This window comes from Massilia sp. NBRC 108631 (assembly GCF_059704565.1).
The window spans coordinates 18,790-35,458 of record NZ_BAAKJE010000042.1 but is presented as its reverse complement, the minus strand read 5'-3'; the positions used below and the strand labels follow the sequence as shown (position 1 = coordinate 35,458).

Genomic DNA, 16,669 nt, shown 5'->3' with positions numbered 1-16,669 from the left:
CGGTATTTTTAGGATTGTAGTTTTATTCGGCCGGACCGGGATCGGGACTGAAATCGAGGCTGAACGTATCCAGGCCCGGTATCACGCGGTCCGCCTGTGTGAGCACCGCGGGGTCGCCGACGCCGAGGGCCGTCATGCCGGCCGCCTTGATGGACGCAACGCCCGCCACCGCGTCCTCCACGCCCAGGCAGCGCGACGGCGACACGCCCAGTTCCGACGCGGCCTTCAGGAAAATCTCCGGGTCCGGCTTGCCCTTGGCGATCCTGGCCGCGTCCACCACGTAGTCGAACTTGCGCGTGATGCCCAGCATGGCCAGCACCGCAAAGGCGTTCTTGCTGACCGAGGCCAGGCCTATCTTCAGGCCGGCCGCGCGGCACGCGTCCAGCGCCTGCACCGCACCGGGCAGCAAGTCGGCCGGCGACATGGTCGAAATCAGCTCGACGTAGTGCTTGTTCTTCTCGTCGGCCAGCGCCAGCTTTTCCTCCTGCGCGTAGCTGCGCCTGGCCGACGCCAAAATCAGCTCCAGGGAACCCATGCGGTCGATGCCTTTCAGGTGCTCGTTGAACGCTTCGTCGAAATGCACGCCCTGGGTTTCGGCCAGGCGCTTCCAGGCCAGGTAGTGGTAGCGCGCGGTGTCGGTGATGACGCCGTCCAGGTCGAAGATCACGGCGTCGAATTTGCTGTCATTGCTGCTCATGCGAGTTCCTTCACGTTGGCGGCGGCGCTGAGTTCAACCGGCTGGCCGCGATGGGTAAATGCCAGCGCGTCGCCTTGCAGCAGCGTATAGGCGGTGCGGCCAGCTTCCACGCGCACCTGCAGCAGGCAGCCTTGCAGGTGCAGCTTGAACTGGTAGTGCTGCCACTGCTTCGGCAAGGCCGGCGCGAAGCGCACCGCGCCGTCCACCACGCGCATGCCGGCGAAGCCGTAGGCCACGCCCATCCAGGTGCCGGCCATGGCGGCAGTGTGCACGCCGTAGTGCGTGTTGCCGTGCGTGTCGTCCAGGTCCAGGCGTGCGGTCTCCATGAAGTAGTCGTAGGCCTTGTCCTGGTAGCCCACTTCCGCCGCGATGATGCTGAAAATGCAGGACGACAGCGAGGAGTCGTGCGTGGTCACCTTCTCGTAGTAGTCGAAGTCGCGCCGCTTGTCGTCCTGCTCGAATTCATCGCTGAGCAGCAGCAGCGCCAGCACCACGTCGGCCTGCTTGCACACCTGGTGGCGGTAGATCACCAGCGGGTGGTAGTTCAGCAGCAGCGGATAGTTTTCCTTGGGCGTGTTGGCGAAATCCCACACCTTCTTGTCCAGGAAGCTGTCGTCCTGCGCGTGGATGCGCAGCGCTTCGTCGTACGGCAGCAGCATCTGCGCGGCGGCGCGGCGCCATTGCGCGGCTTCGTCCGGGTCCAGCTGCACCGCTGCGGCGATGCGCGCGAATTCGGCCGGCTGCTGCGCTGCGAGACGCTCGGCGATGGACGCGGCGAAGTTCAGGTGCATGCGCGCCATGGCGTTGGTGTAGTAGTTGTTGTTGACCAGCGCCGTGTACTCGTCCGGCCCCGTCACCTCGTTGATGCAGTAGCGGCCGGCGCGGTCATAGGCGCCGATGCCCATCCAGATGCGCGCGGTCTCCAGCACGATCTCGGCGCCGTATTGCAGCAGGTACGCTTGGTCCCGCGTGGCCTCCATGTACAGCTTGATGGAGTACGCGATGTCCGCATTGATGTGATATTGCGCGGTGCCTGCCGGATAGTAGGCGGAGCATTCCACGCCGGCGATGGTGCGCCAGGGGTAAAGCGCGCCTTTGGCGTGCGACATCTGGCGCGCCCGCTCGCGCGCCAGCGGCAGGCCGGCGTAGCGGTACTCCAGCAGCTTCTTGGCGATCTCCGGCTTCGAGTACAGGAAGAAGGGGAAGATGTAGATTTCCGTGTCCCAGAAATAGTGGCCTTCGTAGCCTTCGCCGGTGACACCCTTGGCCGAAATGTTGGTCTTGCCGTCGCGCCCAGCCGACTGCAGCAGGTGGAACTGGTTGAAGCGCATGCCTTGCTGCAGCGCGTCGTCACCGCTGATCTCGACGTCGGCGTGCTGCCAGAAGTCGGCCAGGTACTGCTCCTGCTCCTGCGCCAGCGCGCGGAAGCCTTTCGCGGCGGCGGCGGCCAGCGTGGCCTTGGCGCGCGGCAGCAGCTCGGTCTCGGGATAGTCGCGCGAGGTGTGGTAGCTGCCGTACTTGGTGAGCCGCACTACCTCGCCCTGCATGGCGGCCACGGTGTAGGCCTGCTCCAGGCGCTGATCGCCCGCGCCGTTCCTGGGCTGCGCCAGCTCGAACACGCCGCGCATCTCGGTCTGCACCGCGCTCACCAGCCGGAAGCCGCTGTTGACGGTGCGCTGCGTGAGCGCCGAGAAGTGCGGCGCCTGCTCGGCGGCCACCAGCGCCAGCGACTGGCCGCTGATGGCCGAGCCCACGCGCGGATCGTCGCCCGCCTCCAGGTTCTTCACCGCGCCGTCCACGCTGGACACCAGCACCACCTTGCCCGAGAAGTTCAGCGGCGTCACTTCGTATTCAATGGCGAACAGATGCTTGTCCGCCATGCTGACCAGGCGGCGGCTGGCGATGGCCACGCGGCGGCCCTGCGGCGAGCTCCATTCCAGCGTGCGGCGCAGCACGCCGGTGCGGAAATCCAGCACGCGTTCGTAACTGTCGAGGGTGCCTTGCAGCGGATCGAAGCATTCGTCCTCCAGCCACAGCGCGATGCCCTTGGCGTTCGGCACGTTCAGCATGAACTGGTTGGTCTTGGCCAGGCCGTACGCCGCTTCCGGGTAGTGGATGGCTTCCGATTCGTAGAAGCCGTTCAGATAGGTGCCGTCCAGGGAGCTGCCCTTGGGCCCCGTGTAGCCTTCCTCGTGCGTGCCGCGCAGGCCGATGTAGCCGTTGCCCAGCGCGAACAGCGTCTCATCGAGGAAGTGCGACTCGGTGTCGAAGGCGGTTTCGCGTATGCACCAGGGTTCCAGCGGATACGTGTGGTTTGGGGCGTCAACGGGCACGATATTGTTCCTTTTCGGTGATTCAAACCGGTTTGGACACCGGTCCAAAAAAACCAGCCGCGCAGGCTGGGGTCGGACCCGCCGGGTCCGTCCCCGGGGGTAGCAATTGCTTCTAGGTCTGCCGCACCATCAGCGTGGTCGGCAGCATTTCAGACTGCACCGGCTGGCCCTCGATCAGGCCCAGCATCTTCCTGGCCAGCAGCACGCCGCCGTCGCGCAGGTACTGGTGCACGCTGGTCAGCGGCGGCACGAAGCTGGCGGCGCTCGGCGTGTCGTCGTAGCCGATCACGGACACCGACTCCGGCACCCGCATATTCTTTTCCGCCAGCGCGCGGATGGCGCCCATGGCCAGCGAATCGCTGGCGGCGAACACGCCGTCGACCACCGGCCCCTTCTTTTTCAGCAGCGCCGAGATGCAATCGAAGCCGGCCTCGAAGGTGAACGCCTTCGGCCGCATGATGTGCACCGTGCCCTGCCCGCCCATGGCGTCGATGAAGCCGGCGCAGCGCTCCTGCACCTCGGCGTGGTCCACGTCGCCCAGGAACACCAGCTTGCGGCGGCCCTGGTCGATAAAACGTTGCGCAGCGCTGACCCCGCCGGCCCGGTTGTCCGAGCCGACCACGATGTAGTCGCCGCCCGGCTCGGGCGCGCCCCACACCACCAGCGGCAGGCCGGTGCGCTGCAGCGCGTGCACCGCCTCGCCGTGCGAGCCCTGGCCCAGCAGGATCATGCCGTCCGCGCCCTGCACCGGCGCCGTGTCCAGCAACTGCTTGGAAGTCAGCACCACGCTGTAGCCGGCTGTCGTCAATTCCTGGGTGATGCCGCCCAGCAGTTCCAGCGGATACGGATCCGACATCGGCCGTCCCTTCACGGGCGTCATTTCCACCACCACCGCCACCGAATAGCTGCGGCGCATGCGCAGATTGCGCGCGCTCACGTTCAGGCGGTAGCCCTGCTCGCTGGCGATCTGGCGCACTTTCTCGCGCGTCTCCGGGGTCACCAGCGGGCTGTCGCGCAGCGCGCGGGACACGGTGATCTTCGACACGCCGGCCAGCTTGGCCAGGTCTTCCATGGTCAGGCCCGCGTCGCTGTTGCGGATTCCAGTCTTTGGTGCAGGCATGCATTTGTCTTTTCGTCAGTTCTGAAACTTATTATGCCAGATTTTTTTCGTATGCAACAGAAAAATGACATCGATAACATTTTGATTGACATCGATATCATTTGTGGATTTAATGACTACACTCTCGCAGCAATGACCTCTGCGAAGCGTGTGGACAGTGGCATCATGTCCAGGAGACAGCACGATTACCTCGATAAGAAAGAGAAGCATATGAACAGCTCGAACAAGTTCCTGTTGTCGTCAGTGACGCTGGCCGTCCTGTCGTTGATGAATCAATCGGCGTTGGCGCAGGAAGCTGCCGCCGCGCCGGCCGCCACGCCAACAGCCCCTGCAGCGCCAGCCGCCCCGGCCAAGGATTCCGTGGCCGCCGAACTGCAGCAAGTGGTGGTGACCGGCGTGGCGGCCTCGCGCGGCGTGCGCAAGCTCGATTCGGCGTTTTCCATCACCACCGCCAATGAAGAGCAGCTGAAGCAAGCCTCCCCCAGCAGCACCGCCGACGTGATGAAGCTGGTGCCCGGCGTGTACGCCGAAGCCACCGGCGGCCAGTCCGGCGCCAACATCGAAGTGCGCGGCTTCCCGTCCGGCTCCGATTCGCCGTTCGTATCGGTGCAGATGCAGGGCAATCCCATTTATCCGGTGCCGACGCTGTCCTTCTTCGAAGGCTCGTCGGCCTTCCGCCTGGACGACACCATCGAGCGCGTGGAAGTGCTGCGCGGCGGCCCGAGCACCATCTTCTCCAGCGGCCAGCCGGGCGCGACCATGAACTTCATCCTGAAAAAAGGCGGCGAGACGCCGGAGGGTACGCTGCGCTTCACCGCCGGCACCGGCGAGTTGCGCCGCGTGGACTTGTTCTACGGCGGCAAAATCAGCGAAGGCTGGTATGGCAGCGTCGGCGGCTTCTACCGCACCGCGCACGGCGTGCGCAACGCCGGCTTCCCGGCCGACGACGGGCACCAGATCACCGCCACCCTGACCCGCAAGCTGGACCAGGGCGAACTGACCCTGTACGCGCGCAGCACCAGCGACAAGAACGCCTTCTACACCGGCGTGCCGCTGATTTCGGCCAACGAGGGCCGCAGCATCAGCGCCTTCCCCGGCTTCGACCCGCTCAAGGGCACCCTGATGAGCGGTGAAATGCGCCGCTTCACCATCGAAGCGGCGCCCGGCAAGACCCTGAGCTACGACCTGGGCGACGGCCGCGGGCTGAAAGGCAACGTGTTCGGCGCCGAGTTCGACCAGACCTTCAGCGGCTGGACCGTGTCCAACAAGTTCAACCGCTTCGACGCGGACATGAACACCATCGCCATGTTTACCGGCAACAATCCGCTGACCATGGGTGCCTACAACGCGGCCGCCATCGCCTCGGCCAACGGCAGCGCGGCCACCCTGGCGGCAGCGGGACGTCCGGCCACGTCGGCGGCGGCCACCTTCGTCAACGGCGGCGGCGCCGTGTCCGACAGCACGCAGGTGGTGCAGGCCGGCCTGTGGGCGGTGGAGAAGAAACTGAAATCGTTTACGGACGAGCTGCGCATCAGCCGCGAATGGATGGCCGGCAATACCGTCACCGTGGGCGGGTATTTCGCCAACTACTCGTCGGACGACGTCTGGTACCTGGGCAACAGCCACCTGATGACGGCGGTGCCGAACGCCAGCCTGATCAACGTCAAGCTGAACAACGGCGTGGTGGTGTCTAACAACGGCACCGACGGCAACGTGTTCTACGCGCCGAACGCGTCGTACGACGGCAGCAACACCGCCTTCTACGTCAGCAACGAGTGGAAAGTCAACGAGCGCATCAAGGTCGACGCGGGCGCGCGCCGCGAGCGGCAGAAGATCGACGGCACCATCTCCAACCTGATCGCCGGCGACACCGACAACAACCCGCTGACCGTGTACAACAACGGCACCTCGATGCCCTCCGGCGCGTACACCGCGCTGGGCCGCAAGGACACCGCCAGCTCCTTCACCATCGGCGGCAACTACAAGCTGAGCAAGGACGCCAGCGTGTTCGCGCGCGCCAACACCGGCCACACCTTCATCACCTTCGACGACCTGCGCAACGCCGGCAGCCAGAAGAACGTGGACGACCGCGGCATCCTGCCGACGCCCAAGATCAAGCAGCTGGAGATCGGCTTCAAGACGGTGGGCGAGCTGTACAGCGCTTACATCAACGCCTTCCACACGGAGTTCGACGGCATTGCCTTCCAGCAGATCCTGTCCAACGGCAGCATTTTGAACTCCACCAGCGGCTCCAAGGGCAACGGGCTGGAGTGGGAAGTGTCGCTGCGCCCGGTGCGCAACCTGACGCTGACCTTGACGGGCGATTACCAGAAGTCCGAATACAAGGACAATCCGGCCACCGAAGGCAAGACTGTTCAGCGCCAGCCCAAATTGCAGTTCCGCTTCACGCCGACCTACAAGATCCCGCTGGGCGAGGACAACTCGGTCAAGCTGTACGGCACCTTCACCAAGATCGGCGACCGCTGGGCCGACCAGGCCAACCTGCAATACCTGCCGTCGTACAAGACGGTGGACCTGGGCGCGCTGTTCTCGCTGGGCGAGAAGATCGAGATCCGGGTGGCGGCCACCAACGTCAACAACGAGCTCGGCCTGACCGAAGGCAACTCGCGCCTGACCAGCGGCAACAGCGGCCCGGTCAATGCGCGTCCGCTGTTCGGGCGCGCGGTGGAAGGCTCGCTGCTGTACCGGTTCTAAACACGGCGATCAGCCGGCATTACTCCCTGTAGTCTTGGGCAAGGCCGTTCCCCTCCGGCCCTGCCCTTTTTTGTCTGCGCGACTATTGCAACTGCGCTACTTTTCGCCTACGCTTGAGATAAGTCCGCTCTAAGGGGTGCACCGTGGCTACCGTCACGTCCGTCGATACGCTGCGCAATGCGGTTGCGGTTGCTGAACGCAAAGTCCAGCAGGACCAGACGCGTGTGGACCAGGACGCCAGCCGGCTGCAGGACAGCCGGGTCCAGCTGGCCAAGGACCAGGAACAGCTCAGCACCCGTCAAAAAGAAAGCCGCCAGGCCGAAAGCGCGACTGCTGTCGCAGCCGCCCCGGTGCAGCTCGACAAAGCCATTGCCAAGCCCGTCCCCACCGACCTCGACGCACTCCCCCGCGCGCCCCAGCTCAACACCCAAGGTCAGACGGTAGGACGCATCATCAACATCATCGTCTGACCCGCCTCAGCCGCCTCCTACGGGCAAGCTGTGCCGCATTCCCACCACTTCGGGGTCAGACCCCGAAGTGGTGCACAGTCCGCTTCGCCGGGATACAAAGTCAGATTTGGCCCTGCGGCCGCCACGCAGCCATCTGACAGTGCTAAGACAGCGCCGACAAGCAGCCTGAGCCGCATCCGCACCGCCTCGGGGTCTGACCCCGAAGTTTGGCGGATGCGGCTCAGCTCGGTGGGGCTTACAGCACTTGCTGCCACCATTTGCCGGTGGCGGGGATCTGGCGCAGGTTGAGCTGCTGGCCGATTTCGGGGGTGGCGAGCACTTGGCCGCGCTGCCCGGCCAGCACGCTGATGCGGTCGAACGGCTCGTTCCAGGCGTGCATGGCCAGGTCGAAGGTGCCGTTGTGGATCGGCATCAGCAGCTTGCCGCGCAGGTCGATGTGGGCCTGCATCGTCTCTTCGGGCTGCATGTGGATGTCGGGCCATTGGGGGTCGTAGGCGCCGGTTTCCATCATCGTCAGGTCGAATGGGCCGTATTTGTCGCCGATCTCCTTGAATCCCTTGAAGTAGCCGGTGTCGCCGCTGAAGAAGATGCGCTGGCCGCCAGCCTGGATTACCCAGGACGCCCACAAGGTCTTGTTGCGGTCGGTCAGGCTGCGGCCGGAGAAGTGCTGCGCCGGCGTGGCGGTCAGGCGCACGCCATCGACTGCGGTCGATTGCCACCAGTCCAGTTGCTGCACCTTGGCTGCCGGCACGCCCCACTTGACCAGGGTGTCGCCCACCCCCAGCGGCGCCAGGAAGTGTTCGGTCTTGGCCGCCAGCGCCAGCACGGCGGCGTGGTCGAGGTGGTCATAGTGGTCGTGCGACAAGATCACGCCCTTGATAGGCGGCAGCTCGGCGATGCTGATCGGGGGCTGGTGGAAACGCTGCGGCCCCAGCCACTGCAGCGGCGATGCCCGTTCCGAGAATACCGGGTCGGTCAGCCAGAATTGACCGTCCAGCTTGAGCAGTATCGTCGAGTGCCCCAGGCGAAACACGCTGTTGTCCGGCGCCGCCAGCAACTGCCCGCGCGTGATCGCGTGCACCGGCACCGCCTTGGCGGGCGCGGTGTCGGCCGGCTTGGCAAACGCCATCCGGTACAGGATGCGCATCCCGCCCATGAAGCCGGTCTTGTGCATCGGCACCGGGTTGCGGAAGGCGCCGTCGCTGTACTGCGGCGAGACGTGGTCGAGTTCGTGCGCGGACAAGGTGCAGTAAGCCATGGTCAGGGTTCCCAGGAGTAAGGTGAGCAGTGCAAGGCGTTTCATCGGCGGCCTCAAAAGTATACTGCACAGTGTAGTTTCATTTTTTGAGAAAGTAAACTGCCGGGTGTAAAATACTTGCATGCCTACTCCCCCAGCCTCCCGCCTTACCGACCGCAAGCGCCAGGCCATCGTCGCCGCAGCGGTGGCGGAATTCCGCGCCAACGGCTTCGACGCCACCAGCATGGACAAGATTGCCTCCACCGCCGGCGTGTCCAAGCGCACCGTCTACAACCACTTTGCCAGCAAGGACGAGCTGTTCGCCCATATCCTGCAGCAACTGTGGGACAGTAGTGCGGCCCTGCAGGCGTTCCGCTACCGCGCTGACCAGCCGCTGCGCGCGCAATTGCTGGAGCTGATGGGAGCCAAGATGGCGCTGCTGCGCGACGGCTATTTCCTGGACCTGGCGCGGGTCGCCATCGCCGAGGGCATCCACCGCCCGGAACGGGCGCAGGAAATGGTGGCCAGGCTGGCCGACAAGGAGGAAGGCGTGGCGGCCTGGCTGCGCGCGGCGCAGGCCGACGGCAAGCTCAAGCCCATGGACCCGGTACTGGCCTCGCATTTGCTGCAGGGCCAGCTGAAGGCATTCGCCTTCTGGCCGCAGGTGACCATGGGCCAGCCGGTGCTGGAACCGGCTGCCGAAGCGGCCCTGGTGCAGACGGCGGTGGAGATGTTCCTGGCTTACTACGCCAGCTAGCAGGTCAGCCGAACCTGACCGCGTACACCGGCGGCATAGTGCTGGAGATGGTCTGCCAGTAGTCGCCGCCGTTGGCCGACAGCCACACGCCGCCGGTGGTCGATCCCATCAACAAGGTCTTGCCATCCTCGGCCACCGCCAGGCCATGGCGGTACACCAGGTCGTAGCAGTGTTCCTGCGGCAGGCCGTTGCGCTGCGCCGTGAACGTGGCGCCGCCGTCGGTGGTGCGGGTGGTGGCCATGGCCGCGTCCACCGGAATGCGCTGCTGGTCGGCCACGCCGGGCGCGAACCAGGCCGTGTCGCCGTCGCGCGGATGCACCGCCACGGCGAAGCCGAAGCTGGACGGCTGTACCTGCGTCACCTCGGTCCAGCGCGCGCCGTTGTCCACGCTGCGCCAGATGCCGCTGTGGTGCTGGCACCATAGTTTGTCCGGCTCGGCTTCGCAGCGCACGATGCGGTGCGGGTCTTGCGCCACGCCGTCTTCGGCCAGCTCGGGCGGCATGTAGCCGGCCACCATGCCGCTGGCGCGCAGGGTCCAGCTGGCGCCGCCGTCCGTGGTCAGCCAGGCGCCGCCGACCGACACGCCGACCAGGATGCTGCGGCTGTCGCGCGGGTCCACGCACACGCTGTGGATGCCGGCCGCGTCATAGCCGCCACCCATCCACTGGGTGCGCTCGGGCAGGTTCCACAGCGCTTCCACCAGCTGCCAGCTGTCGCCCCGGTCGCTGGACTTGAACAGTCCACCCGGCAGCGTGCCGGCCCACAGCACGCCCGGCTCGTCCTTGCCGCCCGCCTCCAGGCACCAGATCTGGCGCAGGGTCCAGTCGGTCTGGTCCTCGCTGCCTTCGGGCTTGGGCGGGTAGACCGGCACGCTCACTTCGGTCCACTCGGCACTGCCGGCGTCGCGCCGGTGCAGCTTGGCGCCGAAATGGCCCAGGTTGAGGGCCGCGTACAGGGCGCCGTCGCGCTCGTCCGCCAGCACCTGGCTGACCGGCTCGCCGAGGAAGTGGCGCCCTTCCAGTTTCCATTCGCCGTTCTTTGCGGCCAGCTCGAACAAGCCCTTGCGGGTTGCAAGATACGCGCGGTCTGCCATGTCAGCCTCCTGAAAGTGCTTGCAAGATGTAGATCTGGGAATCGGGACGCAATGCATCGTCCAGCCGTTCGCGGTCGCGGCTGCGCTGGCCGTCGATGAACACCACCACGTTCTGGCGCAGGCGGTCCTGGTCGTCGAGCACGTAGCCGCGCAGGCGCTGGTTGCCGGCAAAGGCGGCGTCGAGCGCGCCGCGCAGGTCGGCCGCCTGCACCTCGAGCCGGGGCACGGGCAGGAAACGGGCAAGTTGCTGAGTAAAAATGATGTGCGCCATCAATGGCTCCAACCGTGCTCCTGGACCGGAAATTCTAGCGCGGATCGGACCAGCTTAGGTCTAAAATGCAGGCAGGGCAACCTCAGGAGCAACAGATGGCGATCTCGCGTGCAGAACTGGAAGCGCTGATGCTGGAAGTGGAGCAGGAAGACCCGATCGATTTCGCCGACCTGCCCTTCGCGGAGCAGGATTTGCGCGCCCTGGTGGCCAGCCACCTGGTGGACATGGCGGACGCCATGGCGTCCTTCAGCGAGGAGGACCGGCGCCTGACGCTGATGGCGGTGGCGGCCAAGCTGGTGCTGGAAAACCTGGTGCTGCACATTCAGATGCTGCGCCAGCACGGCTTGCCGCTGAGCGGCAGCGCGGATGCACTGCTGAGCCGGCTGCGCCGGGGCGAAACCGGCGGCGGCTCGCAGGCCGGCGGCTAAGGCTGCGGCGCGCCGGGATCCGGCGCGATGCGGCGCGCGGCCGGCACCGCCAGTTCCAGGTCGGACTGGGCCACGGCCACGCAGGGCAGGATGTAGCCTTCGCGCTTTTCGTCCGCGCTCAGGCCAGGCCACTCGACCAGGTAGCGCACGCTGCCGCTGCCCATGTGGCAGATGCACGTGCGGCAGGTACCGTTGCGGCATGCACTGGGCAGGCGGATGCCGGCCTGCTGCGCCGCCATCAGCAGCGTGCTGCCGCCGCCGGCGTCAAATTCCCAACCCTGGATGGTCAGGCTGACCTTCATGTCGCCTGGCAGGCCGCCCGCGCTGCGGCCATGCGCTGGTCCTTGCGCTGGTCCACGGCGGCGGACTGGCCGTTGTTCATGAGTTCGTCGACCTCGGCCTTCGGAATATTGTCCCAGTAGGCCTTGGCCACGCACGCGCAGTACTTGGGGACCAGCTTCAGGTTCTTGGGTGCGCCCGGCCCGGTATTGCCCAGGCGCACGCAGGCGCTGCGCTCGATCTGCTTGATGCCGTCCAGGCGTGGATCGGCGGCGGGCGTGGACGCTGCGGTGGCGCCAAGCGAAATGGCAACTAAGGTGGCAACCGTGGCGGCAGCCGGCAGGATGGTCAAACGCATGAAAATTTCCCCGGTGAATTACTCCGCTATCTTACACCGACCTCTAGCGGACCTTGCACGTCCTTCACCGGGGACAACGCGCGGCAGGGCGCGGGAGGAGACAACTCGGTCAGGCCAGCTGGCGCACCTTGGCGCGGATGGCAGCGGGCGGCGCGGATGGCGCCGGGATCGCACGGCCGCTGGAGGGGAAGACGCGTAGCGCGCCTGACGGCGCCGGCGGCGCCACGCGGCGCGCCGACAGCTCGCGCAGCTTGAACACGGCCATGGCCTGGGCCACGCATTCGGTCTGCTGCGCCAGGCTGGTGGCGGCGGCGGCAGCCTGCTCCACCAGCGCCGCGTTCTGTTGCGTGATGTCGTCGATCTGGATCACGGCCTGGTTCACCTGCACGATGCCATTGCCCTGCTCCTTGGTGGCGGTGGAGATTTCGTCCATCACGCTGGTGACGCGGCTGACCGATTTGATCACCTCGTTCATGGTGGCGCCGGCGCTCCCGGTCAGCACCGTGCCGGCATTGACCTTCGCGATCGACAGGTCGATCAGCTGCTTTACCTCCTTGGCCGCGCTGGCCGAACGGTGCGCCAGGTTGCGCACCTCGCCGGCCACCACCGCGAAGCCCCGGCCCTGCTCGCCGGCACGGGCCGCCTCCACCGCCGCGTTCAGGGCCAGGATATTGGTCTGGAAGGCGATGCCGTCGATCAGGCCGATAATGTCCAGGATCTTGCGCGACGAGGTACTGATGTCGTCCATGGTGGTGACCACCTGGGACACGATGCTGCCGCCCTGCTCAGCAATGTGCGAGGCCGCCTCGGCCAGCTCGTTGGCGCTGGCCACGTTGGTGGCGCTTTGCTGCACATTGGTGGTGAGCTGCTCCATGCTGGCGGCGGTCTGCTGCAGGCTGCTGGCCTGCGACTCGGTACGGCCCGACAAGTCCTGGTTGCCGCTGGCGATCTCGGTGGTGGCTTGCTTGATCTCGTCGAAATTGCTGCGCACATCGCCGATGATGCTGTGCAGGTTCACGTTCATCTGGCGCAGCGCGGCCAGCAACTGGCCCATGTCGTCGTCGCGCGGCACGTCGATCACGCCGGTCAGGTCGCCGCCCGCCATCTTGCGCGCCGCCAGCGTGGCGCGCTTCAGCGGGCCGACGATGGCGCGGTGCAGGCTGTACCAGAAATACAGCACGATGGCAGCCGCCAGCAACGCGCCGGCGCCCAGCCACGCGCCGTGCCGGCTGTCCATGGTCCAGAAGGCCACCGCGAACACCAGCATGCTGGCCGTGAGCCAGGCGCAGTTGATGCCGAGATGGCTGGCCACCGACAGCTTGCGCAGCTCATTGAGCCGGGCCAGCACGCCGCTGCGCAGCACCCGGCCGTTGCGGATCCGCACGCCGTTCGGATTGCCTGCCTTGATTTCGCGGTACAGCGCGTCGGCCTGCGCCACCTGCTCCCGGCTGGGTTTGGTGCGCACCGACATATAGCCGACCGGCTTGCCGTTTTCTATCACCGGCGTCACGTTCGCCAGCACCCAGTAGAAGTCGCCGTTCTTGCAGCGGTTCTTGACCATGCCGGTCCACGGCATGCCGTCCTTGATGGTGGCCCACAGGTCGGCGAACGCCTGCACCGGCATGTCCGGGTGGCGCAGGATATTTTGCGGCGCACCCAGCAGCTCGGCTTCGGTGAAACCGCTCACCTCGATGAAATAGGGATTGGCGTAATTGATATTGCCCTGCAAATCCGTGGTCGATACGATGGTCTTGCCGTCTTCGAGCACGTATTCATTCTGGGTAACGGGAGTATTCTGGCGCATCGCATATCCTTGTCGGGTAGGCTTTCGATACGCGAGACGGGGGTGGGGGCTCGCTGGGAAACTTCAGTATAGCCAGCGATTCACCCCAGATTGTCACCAATTGTTGCAATCGGAAATTATTTTCGGTCAGCATCAATTCCCGGCATTGATAGACCGGTTGATGATGGGCAGGTCCAGCTGGCGCGGACCGGCCCGGCGGCCGGACGGCGCCTTGTTGCGGTAGATCACCAGTTCCTTCTCGTAGGCCCGCACATTGTTGGGCGTGGGGATGCGTGCCACCACTTCGAACTGGCCAGCCGCCAGCACGCGCTCGAAGCGCTGCATGACCGCCAGGTCGTTCCAGAAACCGGGCTGCACCACCAGGTAGCTGACGTTCAACGCGTTGATCTGGCTGAGGATGTCGGCTTCGCTCAAGTCGTGTTCCTTGACGCCCAGCTCGCGCCGCACGGCCACATTCAGCAGCATCTTGTCGGCCCGCACCACGGTCAGGTCGCGGCGCTCCTCGTGGGTGCGCATATTGAACACAAAGGAGCCGTCGCGGTAGCCGGAAAACAACACGCTGCTGTCCTTGGGGGCTTTTTCCGCAACCAACCTGGCGGCCTCGGCGTAGCCGCCGACATAGGCCACCGGCCGCATCAGTACGGTCTGCAGCGCCACCGCCGCCGTCAGGGCGGCCAGCGCGGCGCCGCGCCAGCGCGGCTGCGGCAGCCGCATCAGCAGCAAGGCGGCGGCCAGCACCACAGGCGGCAGGATGAACACGCTGTGGCGCGCTTCCTTCAGGTCGATGGCCGAGAAGAACAGGTAGCCGGCCACCAGCCACAACAGCCAGAACACGCTGTCGCCCTGGTTCGGCGCGGCCATGCCGTCCGGGCTGCGGCGGCGCAGCGCGGGCACGGCGGCGGCCAGCAAGCCAGCCGCGCCGGCGGCCAGCATGGCCCAGCCCAGCTGGCCGGGGAACTGGCGCAGATACCACAGCCAGCCGGCCAGCGAGCGGCGCGACACCAGCGAGTCGTTGATGCCGGAGGCGGACTGGATGTTGGCCTGGCCGAATTTCACGGTCAGCACCAGCAGCGGGATCAGGCCGATGCAGGCGACCAGTGCGGCCAGCCACACGTGGCGGTCCTTCAGCGCCTCGGCGCGGCGTTCATACAGCAGGGTACCGGCAAACGCCAGCGCCAGGAAGCCGGCCGTCAGCTTGGTATACATGGCCAGCAGCAGCAAGGCGGCGGCGCCGTACAGCAGCAGCGGGCGCTGATATCCCGTGTGGCGGTAGCGCGTAAACAGCGCGGCGCTCCAGATGAAGAAGGCCAGGCTGGGCAGCTCCAGCATGACCTGGCGGCCCCAGAAGGCGATCTCCGGCAGCAGCGCCAGCATGGCGGCGGCGGCAGCGGCCGGCCAGGCCGGCAGCCAGCAGCGGAACAGCGCCCATGCGCCCCAGGCGAAGGCCACGTAATGCAGCGCCACCACCAGCAGCGCCGTGCCTTCGGAAACGCCGAACAGCGCATAGAACGGCGCGCTGATGGCGTAGAACAGCGGCGGGTAGAACAGGATGGTGAGCGCGGGATACTGTGCGTAGTAGTCGTAGGCGTAGCGCGACGGATCGGACCACGGCGCGGCCGCGACCAGGTCTTTCACGAACACGCCGTTCAGGGCGTGGCGCGGCGCGTCGCTCCACCAGTAGGAGCCGTCGGCGTGGGCGCCCAGGAACAGCAGGCCGACCAGCGCGGCCAGCGCCAGATGGATCAGCCAGTAGGTGCCGCGCGCGGTCGCGCCCTGCGCGCGCACGCCATGCGCCACGTCCGCCTGCGCGGCGGCGCGCCCGGGGCCGGCGGCGCCGCCGGCGGCGCTGCGGTGGTTGTGCACCGTGCTCATGCGTGCCGTGCGGTGCTGTCATACACCGCCATGTAGTTGTTGACCATTGCCGCCATGCTGAATTCCTCCATTGCGATCTTGCGCGACGCTGCGCCGTGCGCGCCGCGCAGGTCCGCGTCGCCGCCATAGGCGGCCAGCAAGGCGGCCAGGCCATCCACGTCGCCCGGTTTGAAGTAGCGCCCGCAGACGCCGTCGCGCACCAGCTCCAGGTTGCCGCCCACGCCGGTGGCCAGTACCGGCAGGCCGCAGGCCATGGCTTCCAGGATGGTGTTGGAAATGCCTTCGGACAGCGAGGGCAGCACGAAGACGTCGAAGCTGGCCAGGATGGCGGGCACGTCGTCGCGCGCGCCGGACAGCCACACCTGCTGCTGCAGGCCCAGTTCGGCCACCAAGTCATGCAAAGCCTGCTCCAGCGGGCCGCCGCCGACCACCGCCAGGCGCAGGCGCGGCCACAGCCCGGGCTGCGTATCGCGCAGGCGGGCGAAGGCGCGCAGCAACGTGGCCTGGTCCTTCACCGGCTGCAGGCGGCCCACGGTACCGATCAGGATGTGCTGCGGCCCGGCGAAGCCGTCCGGTAACGCGGACCTGGGCGCGTCCGCCGCGCGCGGCACGAAGCGCGTGGTGTCGACGCCGTTGTACACCTGCCTGATGCGCGGCTGCGCCACGCCGACGCGGCGCGCCAGATAGCGCGCCAGGTCCTGCGAGACGGTGATGTAGCGGTCGATCAGCGGCGCGTGCAGGCGGCGCAGCAGCGCCGGTTTCCACTGGCTGCCGTCCAGGTCGCCAACGTCCCAGCCGTGCTCGCCGTGCACGCAGGCGCGCACCCCGGCCAGGCGCGCCGGCAGCAGCGCGTCCAGCCCGGACATATTGCGCGAGTGGACGATGGCCGGCTTGAGCCGGCGGAACAGGCGCAGCATTTCGAGCCGCATGCGCCAGATGCCGATGCGCGAGCGGTGCAGCGCATACACTTCCACGTCCTGGCGCTGGATGCGCAGGCGGAAATCGTTGTAGTTCTCCACGCACAGGATGGCGTGGCGGTAGCGCTCGGCCGGCATGGTGTTGATCAGGTTGACCAGGCCGTTCTCCAGCCCGCCCATGACGAGGTGGTGGATCACGTGCAGCACCAGCGGGCGCGTGTCGGCCGCCGCCGTGGCCGGCCCGTTGGCGCGTTCCCCGCCCGGCTCGCCGGCGGCCTGCCTGGCCGCATGCATCGCGATCCCAGGCGCACTCGCGGG

The 16,669-nt window shown here is 66.6% G+C and carries 15 protein-coding genes; 4 read left to right on the top strand and 11 right to left on the bottom strand.

The annotated features are described in order from the left end of the window. Positions 1-22 precede the first annotated feature (22 nt). From pgmB to AC6H42_RS04565, 3 genes are all read right to left on the bottom strand, one after another. Positions 23-697 (bottom strand): beta-phosphoglucomutase, encoded by a 675-nt coding sequence (gene pgmB, locus AC6H42_RS04575; protein WP_057158470.1) that lies wholly within the window; start codon positions 695-697, stop codon positions 23-25. Further along, positions 694-3,030, bottom strand: coding sequence for a glycoside hydrolase family 65 protein (locus AC6H42_RS04570; protein WP_082552220.1), 2,337 nt, complete (start codon positions 3,028-3,030; stop codon positions 694-696). Before AC6H42_RS04570 ends, pgmB begins: the two co-directional genes overlap by 4 nt. Before the next feature lie 112 nt (positions 3,031-3,142). Further along, on the bottom strand, positions 3,143-4,150 hold the full coding sequence (locus AC6H42_RS04565) for a LacI family DNA-binding transcriptional regulator (protein WP_057158471.1): 1,008 nt from the start codon (positions 4,148-4,150) through the stop codon (positions 3,143-3,145). Positions 4,151-4,360: 210 nt separating this feature from the next. Here AC6H42_RS04565 and AC6H42_RS04560 point away from each other — a divergent pair, with 210 nt between their 5' ends. Continuing rightward, complete coding sequence (locus tag AC6H42_RS04560; protein ID WP_497547498.1) at positions 4,361-6,865, top strand: TonB-dependent receptor domain-containing protein; 2,505 nt, start codon at positions 4,361-4,363, stop codon at positions 6,863-6,865. A gap of 143 nt (positions 6,866-7,008) precedes the next feature. Then, complete coding sequence (locus tag AC6H42_RS04555) at positions 7,009-7,335, top strand: hypothetical protein (protein WP_082552221.1); 327 nt, start codon at positions 7,009-7,011, stop codon at positions 7,333-7,335. 235 nt (positions 7,336-7,570) lie between these two features. Here AC6H42_RS04555 and AC6H42_RS04550 read toward each other — a convergent pair whose 3' ends face one another. Further along, complete coding sequence (locus AC6H42_RS04550; protein WP_497547497.1) at positions 7,571-8,638, bottom strand: MBL fold metallo-hydrolase; 1,068 nt, start codon at positions 8,636-8,638, stop codon at positions 7,571-7,573. Between the two features lie 76 nt (positions 8,639-8,714). Here AC6H42_RS04550 and AC6H42_RS04545 point away from each other — a divergent pair, with 76 nt between their 5' ends. Beyond that, positions 8,715-9,329: a TetR/AcrR family transcriptional regulator gene (locus AC6H42_RS04545; RefSeq protein ID WP_057158474.1), complete on the top strand. Its 615-nt coding sequence runs from the start codon at positions 8,715-8,717 to the stop codon at positions 9,327-9,329. A gap of 4 nt (positions 9,330-9,333) precedes the next feature. Here the strand turns inward: AC6H42_RS04545 and AC6H42_RS04540 are convergent, their stop codons facing one another. Both AC6H42_RS04540 and AC6H42_RS04535 read right to left on the bottom strand, forming a co-directional pair. After that, complete coding sequence (locus tag AC6H42_RS04540) at positions 9,334-10,422, bottom strand: WD40/YVTN/BNR-like repeat-containing protein (protein WP_057158475.1); 1,089 nt, start codon at positions 10,420-10,422, stop codon at positions 9,334-9,336. 1 nt (position 10,423) lies between these two features. After that, entirely contained in the window at positions 10,424-10,693 is a 270-nt protein-coding gene (locus AC6H42_RS04535; RefSeq protein WP_057158476.1) for a ubiquitin family protein, read from the bottom strand. Between the two features lie 95 nt (positions 10,694-10,788). Between AC6H42_RS04535 and AC6H42_RS04530 the strand changes: the two genes are divergently transcribed. Beyond that, the gene (locus AC6H42_RS04530) at positions 10,789-11,121 is read left to right on the top strand and encodes a hypothetical protein (RefSeq protein ID WP_057158477.1); all 333 of its coding nucleotides are present in this window, start codon (positions 10,789-10,791) and stop codon (positions 11,119-11,121) included. On the opposite strand, the gene AC6H42_RS04525 is transcribed toward AC6H42_RS04530, so the two are convergent. The 5 genes from AC6H42_RS04525 to AC6H42_RS04505 all read right to left on the bottom strand — a co-directional run bounded on the left by AC6H42_RS04525 (position 11,118) and on the right by AC6H42_RS04505 (position 16,645). Beyond that, on the bottom strand, positions 11,118-11,423 hold the full coding sequence (locus AC6H42_RS04525) for a 2Fe-2S iron-sulfur cluster-binding protein (RefSeq protein WP_497547496.1): 306 nt from the start codon (positions 11,421-11,423) through the stop codon (positions 11,118-11,120). The two genes, AC6H42_RS04530 and AC6H42_RS04525, sit on opposite strands and share 4 nt — an antisense overlap. Further along, on the bottom strand, positions 11,420-11,758 hold the full coding sequence (locus AC6H42_RS04520) for a hypothetical protein (RefSeq protein WP_057158479.1): 339 nt from the start codon (positions 11,756-11,758) through the stop codon (positions 11,420-11,422). Before AC6H42_RS04520 ends, AC6H42_RS04525 begins: the two co-directional genes overlap by 4 nt. 109 nt (positions 11,759-11,867) lie before the next feature. Then, positions 11,868-13,562: a methyl-accepting chemotaxis protein gene (locus tag AC6H42_RS04515; protein WP_497547495.1), complete on the bottom strand. Its 1,695-nt coding sequence runs from the start codon at positions 13,560-13,562 to the stop codon at positions 11,868-11,870. 132 nt (positions 13,563-13,694) lie between these two features. Beyond that, entirely contained in the window at positions 13,695-15,434 is a 1,740-nt protein-coding gene (locus AC6H42_RS04510) for a glycosyltransferase family 39 protein (RefSeq protein WP_082552222.1), read from the bottom strand. Then, positions 15,431-16,645, bottom strand: a complete 1,215-nt coding sequence (locus AC6H42_RS04505) for a TIGR03088 family PEP-CTERM/XrtA system glycosyltransferase (protein ID WP_497547494.1) — start codon at positions 16,643-16,645, stop codon at positions 15,431-15,433. The genes AC6H42_RS04510 and AC6H42_RS04505 overlap by 4 nt, the downstream gene beginning before the upstream one ends. Positions 16,646-16,669 lie beyond the last annotated feature (24 nt).

What these genes read in the sequence shown, in the direction of transcription:
- AC6H42_RS04515 (WP_497547495.1), bottom strand. Translation starts at nt 13,562, where the DNA reads ATGCGCCAGAATACTCCCGTTACCCAGAATGAATACGTGCTCGAAGAC.
- AC6H42_RS04560 (WP_497547498.1), top strand. Translation starts at nt 4,361, where the DNA reads ATGAACAGCTCGAACAAGTTCCTGTTGTCGTCAGTGACGCTGGCCGTC.
- AC6H42_RS04550 (WP_497547497.1), bottom strand. Translation starts at nt 8,638, where the DNA reads ATGAAACGCCTTGCACTGCTCACCTTACTCCTGGGAACCCTGACCATG.
- AC6H42_RS04520 (WP_057158479.1), bottom strand. Translation starts at nt 11,758, where the DNA reads ATGCGTTTGACCATCCTGCCGGCTGCCGCCACGGTTGCCACCTTAGTT.
- AC6H42_RS04510 (WP_082552222.1), bottom strand. Translation starts at nt 15,434, where the DNA reads ATGAGCACGGTGCACAACCACCGCAGCGCCGCCGGCGGCGCCGCCGGC.
- AC6H42_RS04545 (WP_057158474.1), top strand. Translation starts at nt 8,715, where the DNA reads ATGCCTACTCCCCCAGCCTCCCGCCTTACCGACCGCAAGCGCCAGGCC.
- AC6H42_RS04530 (WP_057158477.1), top strand. Translation starts at nt 10,789, where the DNA reads ATGGCGATCTCGCGTGCAGAACTGGAAGCGCTGATGCTGGAAGTGGAG.
- AC6H42_RS04565 (WP_057158471.1), bottom strand. Translation starts at nt 4,150, where the DNA reads ATGCCTGCACCAAAGACTGGAATCCGCAACAGCGACGCGGGCCTGACC.
- AC6H42_RS04540 (WP_057158475.1), bottom strand. Translation starts at nt 10,422, where the DNA reads ATGGCAGACCGCGCGTATCTTGCAACCCGCAAGGGCTTGTTCGAGCTG.
- AC6H42_RS04535 (WP_057158476.1), bottom strand. Translation starts at nt 10,693, where the DNA reads ATGGCGCACATCATTTTTACTCAGCAACTTGCCCGTTTCCTGCCCGTG.
- pgmB (WP_057158470.1), bottom strand. Translation starts at nt 697, where the DNA reads ATGAGCAGCAATGACAGCAAATTCGACGCCGTGATCTTCGACCTGGAC.
- AC6H42_RS04505 (WP_497547494.1), bottom strand. Translation starts at nt 16,645, where the DNA reads ATGCATGCGGCCAGGCAGGCCGCCGGCGAGCCGGGCGGGGAACGCGCC.
- AC6H42_RS04525 (WP_497547496.1), bottom strand. Translation starts at nt 11,423, where the DNA reads ATGAAGGTCAGCCTGACCATCCAGGGTTGGGAATTTGACGCCGGCGGC.